Raw genomic sequence first — 15,659 nt, 5'->3', positions numbered from 1 at the left:
CAAGACCAACATCTTGGGATTTTTTTATCTTTACATTTAATTAAAATAAACTCTTTCTAAAACGTATCTAAATATGCCTAAAATAATAATTGATCCTACATCAAGAATACTTTATGCATCGTTTTATATAGAAGGATTGTATCAAGTTTTCGGAAAGAAAAACGTAACATTTTCTACAAAGTATTTTTCAGATTTAAAACGAAAGAAGGAAGAATTTGCATTTGAACATTATTTTGCATTCGTTGTTATCAATTCTAATAAAATGACAAAGTATATTGTTGATTTTTGCGATCCAAATGATATAAATTCAACCGCATATGATTGGTGTGATTATTATGCAAAAATAAATCTGGAGCTAAATCAAAATGTGAATTTTCAAGAAAAAATAATTTCAATTCCACCGAGTTTTGGAATTAAAATATGGAATCATCCAGAAACTATTTATAATTGCATTAGTAATTTAATCAAATGCAAAGCAGGCTTAATCATTCCTATTAAACGATTTTTAAGAGATTATCTTGAACAACTTAAACGACCAAAATTGGCGGAATATCGTGCTACCAAATATCCAAAAAATAGTACTGAAAAAACTCCTTACATCTATATGATTGCTAGTTTATGGCAAGATTCAGATTCTATGTCTAGAACCAATCTTTTGCGAAAAAAATTTATAGAAGCTTGTAAATCAAATGACTGCGAATTTGAAGGAGGCTTTTTTACATCAAAAGATACTTTAATACCTCAAGGATTTAAAAATATATTATTCTATAAATCTTATTCTGCCAAAGAATATGTAGCCAAAACTATTTTATCTAAAATTGTATTTAACACGCCATCGGTTCATAAATGCCATGGCTGGAAACTAGGCGAATTTTTGGCTTTAGGAAAACCAATTATTTCCACCCCAATCTCTAATAAACTACCCGAAGAATTGATTCATGCAAAACACATTCACATAGCAACAACAGACGATGAATTAAATGCTGGTGTAGAATTATTGCTTACTAATGATAACTATTGCAACTATTTATCTGAAAACGTAAGACAATATTATGATAATTATGCAAGTCCAATTGCAGTTATTAAATATATTATAAATTATAAATTTGAAATAAAATAATTAAAAAAAGCCTAATGAAAACTCACTAGGCTTTTACTTTTTATATTAATATTCACGCATTTTTTCGAATGTTGAATTCAATACTTTTTTAAGCTTTTCAACTGCATGATAGAATGCTTTTTCAGGAGATTCTGCGTGATCAGTAACTACAATTGGTTGTTTTTTCTGTAATCGAACTTCTAACATACAACGCTTGTCATTCTTTCCAAATTTTTCTCCATTTTCATCTCCAAAATGTACTTCTACTCTTGTGATTTTATCATCAAATCGGTCTAATTCTCTTTTTAATTCTGCTGTATAATAGTTTATTGCTCTTTCGTTTCCGTCTACGTTTTTGTCTGTGTTAATTAGAATTTGCATGGTTTATTTGTTTTTATATTAGTTTTATAAAGTTACTAATAAGCAAACAAAAATCCGATTGATTAATATAAGATTATGAAAAATATGTGAAAATTTTAAGATTTAATACTATTAGGTTTTACCCTAACCATCAGAAAATAATTAGATTACAAAATTATCGCTTTAAAGCAAAATGTCCATGATGAGTTCGTCCATCTTGTCTACTAACCAAAAACCAATAATCGTCGGAAATTGCTTGTTGCCCATTATAAAATCCATCCCAACCTTGATCATCAGAACCAAAAGAGGTAATTACTTTACCATATCTGTCAAATATTACGACCGTTAAATTTTCTTCAAATTGAGAATTTCTAATTCTCCACGTTTCGTTAACACCATCACCATTTGGTGTAAAAAATCTGATGTAATAAAGAATCCAGATAACTTGTTGTGTTTTTCCACAACCAAATTTATCTTTTGCATAAACTGTATAGAATCCTGGAACAAGATTAGAAAACACATTTGAATCTTGATAAATAACATCATCCAATGAATATTCAAAAGCACCTGTATTGGTTGTGAGAACCGTAATTGAATTATCATTTTCCGTCCAATCAACAGTAACAAGCTGCTCGATTTCAGGTTGCTCAGATATTGTTACAGTAATATCTTTAGTATTAGAACAAAAATTTAAACCATAACTATTGGTAGCTGTAACCGTAAGATTAGTAACTCCAAGTTGAGAAACTGTTATGGTTGGCGTAGTGGCACCTGTCGACCATAAATAAGTAGTTGTAGGAAGATTTCCTGCCGATGCATCTAAAGTAACCGGACTTGAACTGCATCCAAGTGTATTTGATGGTGTTGTAATTACTGGATTCTGTCCGACAATTACATCAAATGATTTTATATCATAACAATCGGGTACAGCATTAAAAATCATTCTGACATAAATCGTTTGTGGATTCGTAGTTGGATTAAAATTAGTTAAATTGGTAATTTCATTTACATCATTTTGAGCATCATTTACAGAAACATGATAACTAATAGAATACTCAGCTGGCGGTAATGACCCTAAAATAATTGGCGTTTGAACACCTAGATTAAATGTTTCATTACCCGTAATTAAGTTAGTACATTGCAATAAATCATCTGGTTGACTGGCATTAATGAAAGATGACAAAGCCGCAACATCATAGATTTTTGTAACAATGTTTCCGCATACATCTTCCACTTGAAAAGTATAAACACCAGTTGGAAGATTGTAAAAAATATTGGAAGTTCCATTATCTAAAAAAAATGGTGTACCGTTTTGAGTAATAATCGAATAATTTAGTGGCGCTTCACCTGTTGCAGAAAGAACTACATCTAAAGTTCCTGATGAAGAGCAAAATAGTCTATTAGTACTGAGAATTTCCAATGCTTGATCGAAATCTAAACCTGGATTGATAACTTCAAAACAATTCTTATCAATAGAAGAATTGGCACCACTTAAAACAGATGCTCCGTTATTAAACGATAGAAAATGTCTAAAAATTCTAAAAGTGCCGTTAAAGGATAAGTTAAAATTGGATGTGAAATTTATTAATTGATACGAGTTATTTCCATCAGGAATTGTGCCTTCTGTGTAAACCACGTTAGTTCCAGGATGACCCCAAGTATTTGTTGCTGGATCGATGAGCTTTTGCAACCAGAAACTTTGAGCCATAACACCATTACTTGCAAAAGAAAGTGGCACATTGAAAGAACCACAATTAATTTGTAGTGATGAAGTATTATCTGAAATTGAATAACCCTGTGCATCAACTGTATAAGAAGTTGTAAAACCACATACATCTACAATATCAAAAATATAAGTTCCTTGTGGTAAATTATCTAAATATAATCTACCATTAGCAAGAATATTTCCAGTAATATTATTTGGCAAAGTTGCTGTATAAGCAGATGGAGCTGATGAAATTATAACAGAAGTAAAACCACCATTATTACTTGATAATTCTAAAGAAGTAAAACCTAAGGCACATCCTGGTCTAAAATTAACTGAATTACCTTGATCGACATAGGCAGAAACTGTGACTGAAACTGGAGGTAAAACAGTACCGCATTCATCAATTAAGTCAACTATATAATCACCAAACGGCACAGGATTCATAACTAAATCTCCTTGCGAGTTAATAAACGTAGAAACTGTATGCGGCAACGAATTGGGATATCCAGCTGGAGCCGAAGTTATCACGGCTGTAACAATATCAAAATTGGTAATTGAAATAGTAAAATTTCCAGTATTGGATAAACAACCATTACTTGCAGCAAACACGTTGGGTTCAGGTTGAATAAAATCTATAGTAAAAACTCTGGTTCCAGTTCTTCCGCAACTGTCAACAATTTCTACCGTATAACTACCTAAAGGTGTAATATTAGTATCTGAACCAAACTCAACCATACTTGTAGAAAATGGTCCGGGATAACCACTATTGTATAAAGCAGGATCAAATCCAGCAGGAACAGAAGTGAAATTTAAATTAAATGGTGGTGTGAAATTACTAATATTCAACGAAAAATAATTCTGATTACATTCTAAAATATTAATATTGCTTGATATTTGTATTGAATTATCTAACGGAAAATTTTCAGTATAAGTTGCACCGCAAGCATCTGTAATTGAAATTGAATAATCATAAGTCTCATTAATATAATCAGGAATTGTTAAGACTAAATTTTGTGAAGTTGCATTTCCAGTATTTAATGTAGAAGTTGTAATTATTGGTGAACCTCCGTTTGGAGGATTAACTGTATACGTAATATCCAAGGGATAACCAATTACAGTTCCAGATGCAGGAGTTAAAGTATTGGTTACAACAATAAAATTACATGAAGGTGGCGCAGTATTAGTAATTACCGGTTGATTTATGGTTAATCCGGCTGGATTTAAAGTGACTGTAAAAGTTTGAACTACTCCTGTTCCACAATCATCAAAAACTCTAACGCGGTATATTCCAGCTATTAAACCTGTAAATACATTACTTGTTTGAGATGGAAAAAGCATTGGTCCATCAATTATTTCATAGGAAGTGCCAACTCCAGAAATTATATCTACTGAAATAGTACTTGTTGATGAACACGCCTGATTTAATGCTGTTACACTATAAACTAGAGGAACAATTGTATTATTAATTACTACCTGTTGTTGTTGAGTAGTAGTAACTCCATTAACTGTTTCTCGAGCAATAATATTGTAAGTTCCAGCTGAAAGTCCATTAATTATAGAACTACTTACAGTTGCATATGGAGTTGTGGTCTCGGGTAATTTATAAACAACAAAAAGTATTGAACCACTAGGATTAGGGTTGGAAGTTGTAAAAGTTATGGTTCCGTTTCCAGCGCAAGATTCATCTGTTGCGTTGGCGGTAAATGTGAAGCCCATCATCGAAATAGGCAAAACTAATATCCATAAGAAAATGAAATCTAATTTTCTTTTCATATCACTATTATAGCATTTTATTTGGCAGAATTTTGGGAACTCTCATCAAATTTAATAAAATAATAGAACCAAATAGCATTTATTATCTAAAATAATGTAAGATATCTAATTTTGTGCAATGATTTTATATGTTTTTTAGAAAAAAAATCCACAACATTGCTGTTGTGGATTGGTAACTACATCGTAAGTAAATTTCTTCATGAATCAATACCCCAGAATGAAAAATTAATTTACGAATTGCTTTGTAAAAAAAAGAAGAAAATAAATACGATGTAGTTAAGTCTTTAAACTTTATAAAACATTAATTTATATCTACAAATTTCGGCTAATTATAAGTAAACATTGTTACACAATCTAAATTAAGATTTATATTTTTCATCATGTATAAATTAAAAAATCTAATTAATCAATTAAAATTTGACATAAAAAAAGTGCTTGATTACTCAAACACTCTTTTAAAATTGAAATTACAATTTATAAATTTAAGCTGCTTTTTTAGAACAACATCCCGCTTTTTTCTCACCTTCAGAACAAGATTTTTTATCTGTTGTTGAAGTTGTTTTTTCTGTCTTAGCTTTCTTTTTAGCTTTTGGTTCTTGCTCTTGCGCATTTACATTCATTGCAAATAAAAATGCTGCTACAGCTAAAATTGATGTTACTTTTTTCATTTTATATCTTAGTTTTAATTAATAATTATTTCCTTTAATAAATCAAATATAGAAAAATAATTTATCTAACTTCTTAAATTTAACTTAATTGTGATATTCTTCTAATTTTATTTTAAAGTTGATGGACAAACATAATTTGTTGTCTTAATCTCTGTTTTCTTAATCGCCGAAAATCCGCCTAAAACATCCACTACATTATGATAACCACGAGATTTTAAAATAGAAGCCGCAATCATAGAGCGATATCCTCCAGCACAATGCACATAAAATGTATCTTCTTTTGGAAATTCAGACAAATGGTCGTTGATAAAATCTAATGGTGTTGATGGCACATCTAAAATGTGTTCGGCAGCATATTCTCCAGGTTTTCTAACATCAAAAACTGATGCTTTTTCATTATTACTTTCAAACTGTTTCATAATTTCATCCAATTTTTCGGCAGAAACCGAAGTTACTGTATCAAATTCTAATCCAGCATTTTTCCACGATTCAAATCCGCCTTTTAGATATCCAACTGTATTGTCGTAACCTACTCTAGCCAATCGCATTATCGTTTCTTGTTCTTTACCAACTGGAGTTACAAGTAAAATTGGTTGTTTAATATCTAAAATTAAAGCGCCAACCCAAGGAGCAAATTGACCATCAATTCCAATAAAAATAGATTTCGGAATGTGACCTTTTGCAAAATCATCTTGATGACGAACATCAAGAATTAATGCTTCTGTTTCATTAGCAACAAGTTCAAAAGTTTTTGCATCAAATGGTTTTGCTTCGCTGATAATATCTTCAACATTAGCATAACCTTCTTTGTTAAGCTTCACATTCATAGGGAAATATGCTGGTGGTGGCAATAAACCATCGGTCACTTCTGCAATAAATTCATCTCGAGTCATATTGGCACGAAGCGCATAATTGGTCGCTTTTTGTTCACCAATACTTCCAACGGTTTCCTTACTTAAATTTTTTCCGCAAGCACTTCCTGCACCGTGAGCTGGATAAACGATTACATCATCGGCAAGAGGCATTATTTTGGTTCGTAAACTGTCAAATAAAACTCCAGCTAATTGTTCTTGCGTCATGTGTGCAGCTTTTTGAGCCAAATCTGGTCGACCGACATCACCAAGAAATAATGTATCTCCACTAAAAAGTGCATAATCTTTTCCGTCTTTATCTTTCAATAAATAACACGAACTTTCCATGGTATGTCCAGGTGTGTGAAGACAAGTAATAGTAATTTCACCCAATTTAAAAACCTCGCCATCAGTAGCAACATGAGCTTTAAAACTCGGATTGGCTTCTGGTCCGTAAACGATTGGCGCTCCTGTTTTTTCAGCTAAAGTCACGTGACCGCTTACAAAATCGGCATGAAAATGAGTTTCGAAAATGTATTTAATCTGAGCATTATTTGCAGAAGCAATATCAATATACGGTTGTACTTCTCGCAATGGATCAATAATAGCAACTTCGCCATTACTTTCAATATAGTAAGCACCTTGTGCTAAACATCCAGTATATATTTGTTGTATTTTCATCTGTTTGTAATTTTATGTAAAAATAATCGATTTGAAATTAATGTAGCGTATCAAATGTTACATTTATAAAAAGATTAAGAAAAGATAAGTTCTTTTACAAGGATATAAATTCCCATAGCGAGAACAAACCATCCAAAACCAGTTTTCAATTTGTCTCCATCGATTTTCTTTGATAAATAATTTCCAATGAAAACACCAATTATAGAACATCCTGTAAAAATTAAAACCACTTTCCAATCAATAATTTGATCTGGTCGAATATCACCAACAAAACCAATTAAAGATTGAATTGCGACTATAAAAAGTGACGTTCCAACAGCCATTTTCATTGGTGTTTTTGCAAGAAACAGCAATGCCGGAATTATTAAAAATCCGCCACCAGCACCAACAAATCCTGCTACTAATCCTATAAATAATCCTTGCACAATGATTCTGAAGTAATTCAGTTTTGCATCATCATTAATAATCTTCTCTTTAATTGGTTTGATCATTCTTATCGAAGCCGAAATCATCACAACTGCAAAAACAACCATAATTAAAACGGACTTGTGCAAAGTGAAAGTTGGCGTAGTGAAAATAACATCTGGAATAGCAGGAACAATAAATTTTCGGGTTAAAAAAACGGCCGATATCGTTGGCACTCCAAACAATAAAACCTTTTTAAAATCGACTAATTTCTGAACTGCCTTTTGAAAACCACCAACTAAAGCCGTAGTTCCAACAACAAATAATGAATAAGCTGTTGCCAAAATGGGTTCTATTCCCATAATGTAAACTAAAACTGGAACCGATAAAATAGAACCACCACTTCCTATCAAACCCAATGTTATTCCAACTAAAACGGCTAAAAAATAGCCAATTATATAATTAATTTCCATTTATTTTTTTGTTGACACAAAGGTCGATAAATTCAAATTTACAATGTGCAACTTAGGTTACTTAATGTTTAATAATTCAATTGAAGCACGATGCAAACGAATTCTACCTTCGTTTTCTAACGCTTTTAATAATCTAGAAACTACTACTCGAGAAGTGTGCAAATCGAAAGCAATTTCTTGATGTGTACTCTTAATATCTTTGGTTTTATTAACAATTGATTTCTCTGATAAATAATTCAGTAATCGTTCATCCATATTCATAAACGCTAGATTATCAATTGCTGTGAGCATTTCTTTTAAACGATTGTTATAACTATTAAAAACATAGTTTCGCCAACTTTTATATTTGCCAAGCCATTCTTCCATTTTACTAACAGGAATCATAACTAATTGGCCGTTCGTCTCGGCAACTGCTCTAATTTCGCTTTTAGTATCGCCCAAGCAACATGCCATTGTCATGGCACAAGTATCGCCTTTTTCTATAAAATACAAGAGCAACTCGCCTTCATCAAAATCTTCTCTTAATATTTTTATAGCACCATGAATTAACAGAGGCATTTTTTTTATGTAATCGCCAAAATCAATTAAAACGTCACCTTCATTAAAATTCTTAAGAGTGGCAACTTGTGAAATTTCTTCAATTAGTTTTTCTTCAAATAGATAACCATAGGTTTCCTTTAATGTATCAATCATTGGTTATTTTTTTAAATTGCTTTCGTAGCGTTCAATCCACTGATCGACAGTAACTTTTGTTAATAATTCACCTATTAAATCATAGGGAATATCCGCGGTTTTTTTAAATCGGATGCAACTTTTTCCCATATCAAGTTTTGATTTAGAGTATTTAGGATACTCAGCAACAAACCAATCGTGTAATTCTTTATCGGCATAAATCATCATGTGATAAATGTTTATAGAATTTTTTTGAGATGCTATTGCAAAAAATGGCAACGGATCTTTAGGATTACAATGATAACCATTTGGATAAATTTCATGAGGAACACAATATCCTAACATGCCATAAGACATGACTTCTTTAAATCCGGCAGGAATATTATCTGTTACAACTTTTCGCAATTGTTCCATTGCATTTCTTCTATCTTCTGGCAATTCAGAAAAATATTGATCGGGTGTTGCAGCTGTAGATTGCATAAAAATGAATTTTATATTAAAATAAATGTAACTAATTTAAAATTTAATAACTAATGTTACTAAGCAAAAGTAATAATAAAATATTTTTAATAGATTTACATCGGTTTATTATTCCAGATAATTTATGTCGCACAAAAGTCCGTTACGAAAAGATAAAACTTGCCTCAACTGCAATTATGTAGTTGATAATCGTTTTTGCCCAAATTGTGGTCAAGAAAATACCGATACTAGAAAAACATTCCATCATTTATTCATTCACTTTTTTGAAGATTTAACGCATTATGAAAATGCTTTTTGGAAAACCATAAAAAATCTTTTATTAAAACCAGCTTCATTAACTAAAGAATATCTGTCAGGAAAACGCTTATCTTATTTGGCGCCAGTTAGATTATATATTTTCATCAGTTTTGTGACGTTTTTTTTGATGGCGGTACTTCCTGATTATGAAGAAGATAATGATATCGTAAAATTTGATAATGGCGCAAAAAAAGAAACAAAAAAATCTTACTATGATCATAAGGAAACAGAAGATTATCTAGAAAAAAATGATTCATTAGTAAACGATTCAATTCTAAAAGCAAAAATAAAAGAAGAAGTCCAAGAAATTGAAAATCTAAGAAAAAAAGGAGTTTTATCAGATAAAAATGCTGATTCTTTAATTAAATATATTACTGAAGCAAAAAAAGATGCTATTTTTAAAAATAATGACCGTTTCTTTGGTTCGCAATACAAGTCGGTTTCAGAAATGGATTCCATTAGAAAAGTAAATCCAGACGAAATTAATGATGTTGAATATTGGTTTGCAAAAAAAACAATTCCTATAAATAATAAATATTCTAGTGAAGAATTAAAGGAGAAGTTTTTAGAATCAATTATGCATAATTTTCCAAAAGCATTATTCATTTACATGCCATTATTTGCATTTGTTTTGTGGTTGTTTCACAATAAAAAAAGATGGTATTATTTTGATCACGGTATTTTCACGTTACACTATTTTTCATTCTTACTTTTAATCTCTTTGTTGATTGGAATTAGTGATTGCTTATTGCATTTTCTTGGAGATAACATGGTAAAATCAACGCTTTCATTTTTAATAAATGCTGTTGCTTATATTTGGATGTTCTATTATTTTTTTCCGGCACATCATCGTTTTTATGGCGAAACAAGAGCAATTTCATTTTTAAAAAGTACCATAATATTATTTATCAATATTTTTTTAATAGCATTACTTTCAGTTTTATTAGTTATTTACGCATTTATTAATATACATTAATTATGAAATCGCCACTAACAAAAAGTTTGCGTAAGCAAATACCAATGGTTAAAAAGGCGATAACATATGTTACGTCTAAAAATAAAATTTAAACATATGAAAAAAAGCATCTCAATTGGATTATTATCCATGTTAATTATGTCGTGTTCCAATTCCAAAACCGCAACGTCCACCAAAAAACCTCTTGACGTTCCAAGTTATATAAATAGTATTACCGCTGCCGAATTAAAAACCCATTTAACCATCGTTGCTTCCGATGAAATGCAAGGTAGGAATACAGGTAGTGAAGGTCAGAAATTAGCTGGAAATTATTTGATTAATCAATATAAAAAAGATGGAATTCCGTTTCCAAAAGGTGCAGATAGTTACTACCAAAAAGTACCTTCAGAATACATGAAAAAAGGATTTAGTCCAAAACTTGGTGACTCAGAAAATATTTGGGCATTTATTGAAGGTAGCGAACTTCCAGAAGAAATTGTGGTAGTTTCAGCTCATTATGATCACGTTGGTATGAAAAATGGTGAAATTTATAATGGTGCCGATGATGATGGTTCTGGAACTGTAGGATTGCTAGAAATCGCTCAAGCATTTCATAAAGCAAAAAGCGAAGGAAACGGACCTAAACGTTCAGTTTTAATTTTACATGTAACAGGTGAAGAACACGGTTTGCACGGTTCACGATTTTATTCAGAAAATCCATTGTTTCCATTAAAAAATACGGTTGCCGATATCAATATTGACATGATTGGACGTCGTGATGATTTCCACAAAGATTCTAATAATTATGTATATGTAATTGGTTCAGATTATCTTTCTACCGATTTATACAACATTTGTGAAGATGTAAATAAAAAATATATTGGTCTAGCTTTAGATTACAAATACAATGATAGAGCCGATAAAAATCGTTTTTACTATCGTTCAGATCATTACAATTTCGCGAAAAACGGAATTCCATCAGTATTTTATTTCAACGGAACCCATGAAGATTATCACAAGCCAACAGATGAAGTTGACAAAATTGAATTTGATGCTTTGGAAAAAAGAACAAGATTGGCTTTTGCAACAGCTTGGGAAATTGCAAACAGAGAAAAGCGCTTAGTAGTTGACAAAGACGGAAAATAATTTGAAATTAAATCCAAAAAAAAACGCTGTAATTAATTTTACAGCGTTTTCTATTTTTAATAAAGCCGTTCTTTGTATTCTTTTAATAATCTTTCTGAAAAGAATAAAGACGTATACGAATCATTGGCCTCAGGATTGCTCTTTTCAAATTCTGCTAAAGCAGCAAAATACTTCTTTAACTGCTCCTCTGTCAAAAGTTTTCTGTAATCTTCTTCTTGCCTAATTAATATTTTAATGAATAAAGCACTATCGTCTTCATTACTGGTTTCATTCATTTTATTGTAAATAGGAACAATCTCTTTATACTGACTTATAAATAAATCCCTAAATATCGGATTTTGTTCTTCGGTATAGTTTACAATTCCAAAAGTAATTTGTCCTTTGGTTTGCCAATACATCTTCTCTCCTTCTTCACCTTTTTGCACAAAATTTTGTATAACTGCAACTTTCAATTTGATTGATTTTTCAAATTGTCCAAAAGAAAGTAAAGGTATAATTAACATTAAGAATATTTTTTTCATAGGAATATTTTATAAAAACAAATTTAGAATATTTTTAAAAGTAACAATGCGTTTTGTTAATAATTAGTGAATGTGAAAACAATTTACCATATTTGGCATCGTAAACCTAACTCCCACGATGAAAACACTTACTGTTTTAGAGATAAATGAAGTTTTAAAAGGCATTGTTATTGGCAAAACTAATCATAAAATAACTGCACCAGAACAACTAGAAATAGCAAGCGAAACCGAAATTGCCTTCATAGGAAACAAAAAATATGAAAAATTTTGGAAAGACTCTAAAGCTTGCGTCGCTATTGTAAACGAAGACATTTCTATTGAACCAGGCGAAAATAAAGCATTTATAAAAGTTAAAAATGCCGATTTAGCAATGTGCCAAGTTCTTGAAATGTTTGCTCCAGACGCACCTAAATTTAGTCATGAAGTCCATCCAACGGCTGTTATTGATGCTTCCGCAACTATTGGAGCCGGTACTAAAATTGGAGCTGGAAGTTATGTTGGACCAAATGTAACTATCGCCGAAAATGTCACAATTTATCCAAATGTAACCATTTTGGATGAAGTAACTATTGGAAAAAATACAATAATTTGGTCTGGAACGGTAATAAGAGAACGTTGTCATGTTGGTGCGTATTGCATTTTACATCCTAATTGTACCATTGGTGCTGATGGTTTCGGATTTTCTCCATGCCCACAAAGAGGTTTAGCTAAAATTCCGCAAATTGGTAATGTTGTTATTGGAAATAATGTAGAAATTGGAGCTAACTCTTGTGTTGATAGAGGGAAATTTAGCTCTACAATAATTGGTGATGGTTGTAAAATTGATAATTTGGTACAAATAGGTCACAATTCTAAATTGGGTAAATTTTGTATTATGGCTGGAAATAGTGGTCTTGCTGGTTCAGTTACTTTAGGAAACGGCGTGATTATTGGCGGAAGCGCATCAATAAAAGATCATATAACAATTGGTGACGGAGCAATTGTTGGCGCTGGATCTGGAGTTGCAGCCGATATTCCTGCTGGAAAAGTAATGCTAGGTTATCCTGCTGTTGAAGCTAGATCGGCATTGAAACAATGGGCAATTTTAAAGAGAATGGCTGCAAAATAAATTATAGAAAAGTATATAAACGAAAAAAGTCTTGAAAATTTCAAGACTTTTTTTTTGGGTGAATGACCGGGTTCGAACCGGCGACCCTCGGTACCACAAACCGATGCTCTAACCAGCTGAGCTACAATCACCATTTGTAATTCGAGTGCAAATATATACTTTTTCTTGGCTTGTGCAAAGAAAAAAATCAAAAATTTATCTCAAATTTATTTCAAATCGCTTAAGCTATTGACTGTCAAATATCTTTCTACAGTAAAACCTTCAGCATAATCTACTCCTACAATACGACCTAAATCTTGTGCGCGGTATTTTACGCTATCCAGGAAGTTTTTCGAACTTATTGGCGACTCCGGTTCGTTGGTATTTGGATTATAAAATTGCGAACTGTAAGCCAAAATTGATTCCATTTTGACATCCATAAATTCTGAAATATCAACAACAAAATCGGGTTCCAGGTTTTTCCATTGGATGTAATGATACACCACTTTTGGTCGCCAAGCAGCTTGAATTTTACCATCAAGACTAGTTTCAATCATTCGTAAACCAGATAAAAAACAAGCATCCGAAACCAATTTACTTCCTTTTCCGTGATCGATATGTCTATCGACAATGGCGTTGCAAAGCACAATTTCTGGTTGATACTTGCGCAACATTTGAATGATTTTCATCTGATGTGCTTCATCATTTACAAAAAAACCATCGCGCATATCAAGATTTTCTCTTACAGAAACACCAAGTATTTTCGAAGCTTTCGCCGATTCTGAATTTCGTATTTCAACAGAACCACGTGTTCCCAATTCACCTCGAGTTAAGTCAATAATTCCAACTTTCTTACCAAGTGAAATTTCCTTGGCTATCGTTCCGCTACAACCCAATTCTACATCATCTGGATGCGCACCAAATGCCAATATATCTAATTTCATATTATATTTTTTAAATCGTACTTCGTATTTCTAACTTCGTACTTTACAACACACTTTTAATTGTCAATGATTTATTTACGGTTTCAATAAATTCTTTTTCTGGATTGCTTTCTTTTGTTATTCCGCAACCAATGTACAAATTTGCAACGGATTCTTCAATTTTCATGCAGCGTAAATTAACAAATAAATCAGATCGCTTTTGTTTGAAAGTAGCAAAATCTTTATTCCACTCGCCCAAAAATCCGGCATAAAATTCTCTTTGATAACCTTCATTTTCTATTATAAATTTTTTCGCCTTCTCTTTTGGAAAACCACAAACTGCTGGTGTTGGATGCAATACATTTATAATTTTAGAAATAGCATTTTCGTCATTTACAATCGCCTGAATATCGGTTTTTATATGCAGTAAATTTCCTGCTTGATGCGAATAAGGTTCAGAAAAAGTTACATTATCTGAATATAATTTCAAATTTTCAACAATGTAATCAGTTACAATTTGTTGTTCGTCAACTTCTTTATCTGACCACTTTATAGCATCATTTGAAACTAATTGTGTTCCGGCTAAAGAAACTGTTTTCAACAAATTCTCATCAACATTTAAAAATTGTTCTGGAGTTGCTCCAATCCAAAAACCAATTTTAGGATGATAAAAACAATATTTAAATGCTTTAGAATAATTAGAAATCAATTTATTGAAAACCAATTCGATATCAAAATCCATAACTTCAATCAATTCTTTTCTCGAAAGAACTACTTTTTCAAAGTCGCCTCTTTGTATCGCTTCTACTCCACTTTCGACTAAAGATTCAAATGCTATTTTCGCATCTGAATCAGTCTCTAAAATCATAGTTTTCGGAAAAATGTAATCTGAAGCTGAAACCGTTTCAAAATAAATATCCGATAATCGTTCTGGAATTATATATCGTTTTTCATTATCAAAAGATACAAAAGCAAATCCAACATCGGAATCATCCAAAGAAATCAAATCATCGTTCTTCTGAAAAAGCGCAATGATTTTATCTGAATTAGGTTTGCAATAACACACAAATGGTAGCTTATTCGCTTGCTGTTCTTTTATTTTAGAAAATAAGAAACTCATCGTCCTTTACTTGGTAAAATCATGTTGGTTAATTTACAAAGTGAAATCAACTTTTCGTTTTCATCTACAATTCTAATTTCCCACAAATGAATACTCGCGCCTTTGTGAATGATGGTTGCCGTTGCAGTAACGATGCCTTCACGTTTACTTTTTAAATGATTTGCAGAAATTTCAATTCCGCGAACTTCTTGCCTTTCTGGATTGACAAACATGATTGATGCAGCACTTCCAACGCTTTCTGCCAACGCAACCGATGCGCCACCATGAAGCAATCCCATCGGTTGATGTACTCTCGAATTTACTGGCATCGTGGCTTTTAAAAAAGTTTCTCCAGCATCAATATACTCAATTTCAAGGGTTTCCATCAAAGTGTTTTTAGACCACTCGTTGCAGAGTTTTAACATTTTTTCTTTATCGAAAGACATAGTATTTTTTTTTGC

At 31.6% G+C, this 15,659-nt stretch carries 15 protein-coding genes and 1 tRNA gene; 4 read left to right on the top strand and 12 right to left on the bottom strand.

Going from position 1 to position 15,659, the window contains the following annotated elements; translation table 11 throughout:
* The first annotated feature begins 73 nt into the window (after positions 1 to 73).
* The gene (locus LG45_RS09680; RefSeq protein WP_035126576.1) at positions 74 to 1,120 is read left to right on the top strand and encodes a glycosyltransferase; all 1,047 of its coding nucleotides are present in this window, start codon (positions 74 to 76) and stop codon (positions 1,118 to 1,120) included.
* 45 nt (positions 1,121 to 1,165) lie between these two features.
* On the opposite strand, the gene LG45_RS09675 is transcribed toward LG45_RS09680, so the two are convergent.
* The 7 genes from LG45_RS09675 to LG45_RS09645 all read right to left on the bottom strand — a co-directional run bounded on the left by LG45_RS09675 (position 1,166) and on the right by LG45_RS09645 (position 9,170).
* The gene (locus LG45_RS09675; protein ID WP_035126573.1) at positions 1,166 to 1,480 is read right to left on the bottom strand and encodes an HPF/RaiA family ribosome-associated protein; all 315 of its coding nucleotides are present in this window, start codon (positions 1,478 to 1,480) and stop codon (positions 1,166 to 1,168) included.
* A gap of 154 nt (positions 1,481 to 1,634) precedes the next feature.
* Complete coding sequence (locus tag LG45_RS09670) at positions 1,635 to 4,940, bottom strand: T9SS type B sorting domain-containing protein (protein WP_081932062.1); 3,306 nt, start codon at positions 4,938 to 4,940, stop codon at positions 1,635 to 1,637.
* A gap of 482 nt (positions 4,941 to 5,422) precedes the next feature.
* Positions 5,423 to 5,608 carry a hypothetical protein gene (locus tag LG45_RS09665; protein ID WP_035126568.1) on the bottom strand — a complete coding sequence of 62 codons (186 nt, stop codon included), beginning with the start codon at positions 5,606 to 5,608 and terminating at the stop codon, positions 5,423 to 5,425.
* A gap of 107 nt (positions 5,609 to 5,715) precedes the next feature.
* Positions 5,716 to 7,140, bottom strand: a complete 1,425-nt coding sequence (locus LG45_RS09660) for an MBL fold metallo-hydrolase (RefSeq protein WP_035126566.1) — start codon at positions 7,138 to 7,140, stop codon at positions 5,716 to 5,718.
* A gap of 74 nt (positions 7,141 to 7,214) precedes the next feature.
* A complete protein-coding gene (locus tag LG45_RS09655; protein ID WP_035126564.1) occupies positions 7,215 to 8,018 on the bottom strand; it encodes a sulfite exporter TauE/SafE family protein in 804 nt (267 codons plus the stop codon).
* Between the two features lie 57 nt (positions 8,019 to 8,075).
* Positions 8,076 to 8,711: a Crp/Fnr family transcriptional regulator gene (locus LG45_RS09650; RefSeq protein WP_035126562.1), complete on the bottom strand. Its 636-nt coding sequence runs from the start codon at positions 8,709 to 8,711 to the stop codon at positions 8,076 to 8,078.
* 3 nt (positions 8,712 to 8,714) lie between these two features.
* On the bottom strand, positions 8,715 to 9,170 hold the full coding sequence (locus LG45_RS09645) for a DUF1801 domain-containing protein (RefSeq protein WP_035126560.1): 456 nt from the start codon (positions 9,168 to 9,170) through the stop codon (positions 8,715 to 8,717).
* 124 nt (positions 9,171 to 9,294) lie between these two features.
* Between LG45_RS09645 and LG45_RS09640 the strand changes: the two genes are divergently transcribed.
* Together LG45_RS09640 and LG45_RS09635 are read left to right on the top strand one after the other, a co-directional pair.
* Positions 9,295 to 10,443: a DUF3667 domain-containing protein gene (locus LG45_RS09640; protein ID WP_035126558.1), complete on the top strand. Its 1,149-nt coding sequence runs from the start codon at positions 9,295 to 9,297 to the stop codon at positions 10,441 to 10,443.
* Positions 10,444 to 10,539: 96 nt separating this feature from the next.
* A complete protein-coding gene (locus LG45_RS09635) occupies positions 10,540 to 11,568 on the top strand; it encodes a M28 family metallopeptidase (RefSeq protein WP_035126556.1) in 1,029 nt (342 codons plus the stop codon).
* Between the two features lie 56 nt (positions 11,569 to 11,624).
* Here the strand turns inward: LG45_RS09635 and LG45_RS09630 are convergent, their stop codons facing one another.
* The gene (locus LG45_RS09630; RefSeq protein ID WP_089046909.1) at positions 11,625 to 12,089 is read right to left on the bottom strand and encodes a hypothetical protein; all 465 of its coding nucleotides are present in this window, start codon (positions 12,087 to 12,089) and stop codon (positions 11,625 to 11,627) included.
* A 118-nt stretch (positions 12,090 to 12,207) separates the two neighbouring features.
* On the opposite strand from LG45_RS09630, the gene lpxD reads away from it, so the two are divergent.
* Positions 12,208 to 13,197: a UDP-3-O-(3-hydroxymyristoyl)glucosamine N-acyltransferase gene (gene lpxD, locus LG45_RS09625; protein ID WP_035126552.1), complete on the top strand. Its 990-nt coding sequence runs from the start codon at positions 12,208 to 12,210 to the stop codon at positions 13,195 to 13,197.
* A 56-nt stretch (positions 13,198 to 13,253) separates the two neighbouring features.
* Here the strand turns inward: lpxD and LG45_RS09620 are convergent.
* From LG45_RS09620 to LG45_RS09605, 4 genes are all read right to left on the bottom strand, one after another.
* A tRNA-His gene (locus LG45_RS09620) sits at positions 13,254 to 13,329 on the bottom strand.
* A gap of 74 nt (positions 13,330 to 13,403) precedes the next feature.
* Positions 13,404 to 14,120 (bottom strand): bacillithiol biosynthesis deacetylase BshB1, encoded by a 717-nt coding sequence (bshB1, locus tag LG45_RS09615; RefSeq protein WP_035126550.1) that lies wholly within the window; start codon positions 14,118 to 14,120, stop codon positions 13,404 to 13,406.
* Positions 14,121 to 14,163: 43 nt separating this feature from the next.
* Positions 14,164 to 15,219 (bottom strand): isochorismate synthase, encoded by a 1,056-nt coding sequence (locus LG45_RS09610; RefSeq protein WP_035126548.1) that lies wholly within the window; start codon positions 15,217 to 15,219, stop codon positions 14,164 to 14,166.
* Positions 15,216 to 15,644, bottom strand: coding sequence for a hotdog fold thioesterase (locus tag LG45_RS09605; RefSeq protein WP_035126546.1), 429 nt, complete (start codon positions 15,642 to 15,644; stop codon positions 15,216 to 15,218). The genes LG45_RS09610 and LG45_RS09605 overlap by 4 nt, the downstream gene beginning before the upstream one ends.
* Positions 15,645 to 15,659: the final 15 nt, after the last annotated feature.

The sequence above is a fragment of the Flavobacterium aquatile LMG 4008 = ATCC 11947 genome (genome assembly GCF_000757385.1).
Taxonomy (GTDB): domain Bacteria; phylum Bacteroidota; class Bacteroidia; order Flavobacteriales; family Flavobacteriaceae; genus Flavobacterium; species Flavobacterium aquatile.
Note: the sequence above shows the minus strand (reverse complement) of the source record. Positions and strands in the feature narration are given on the sequence as shown.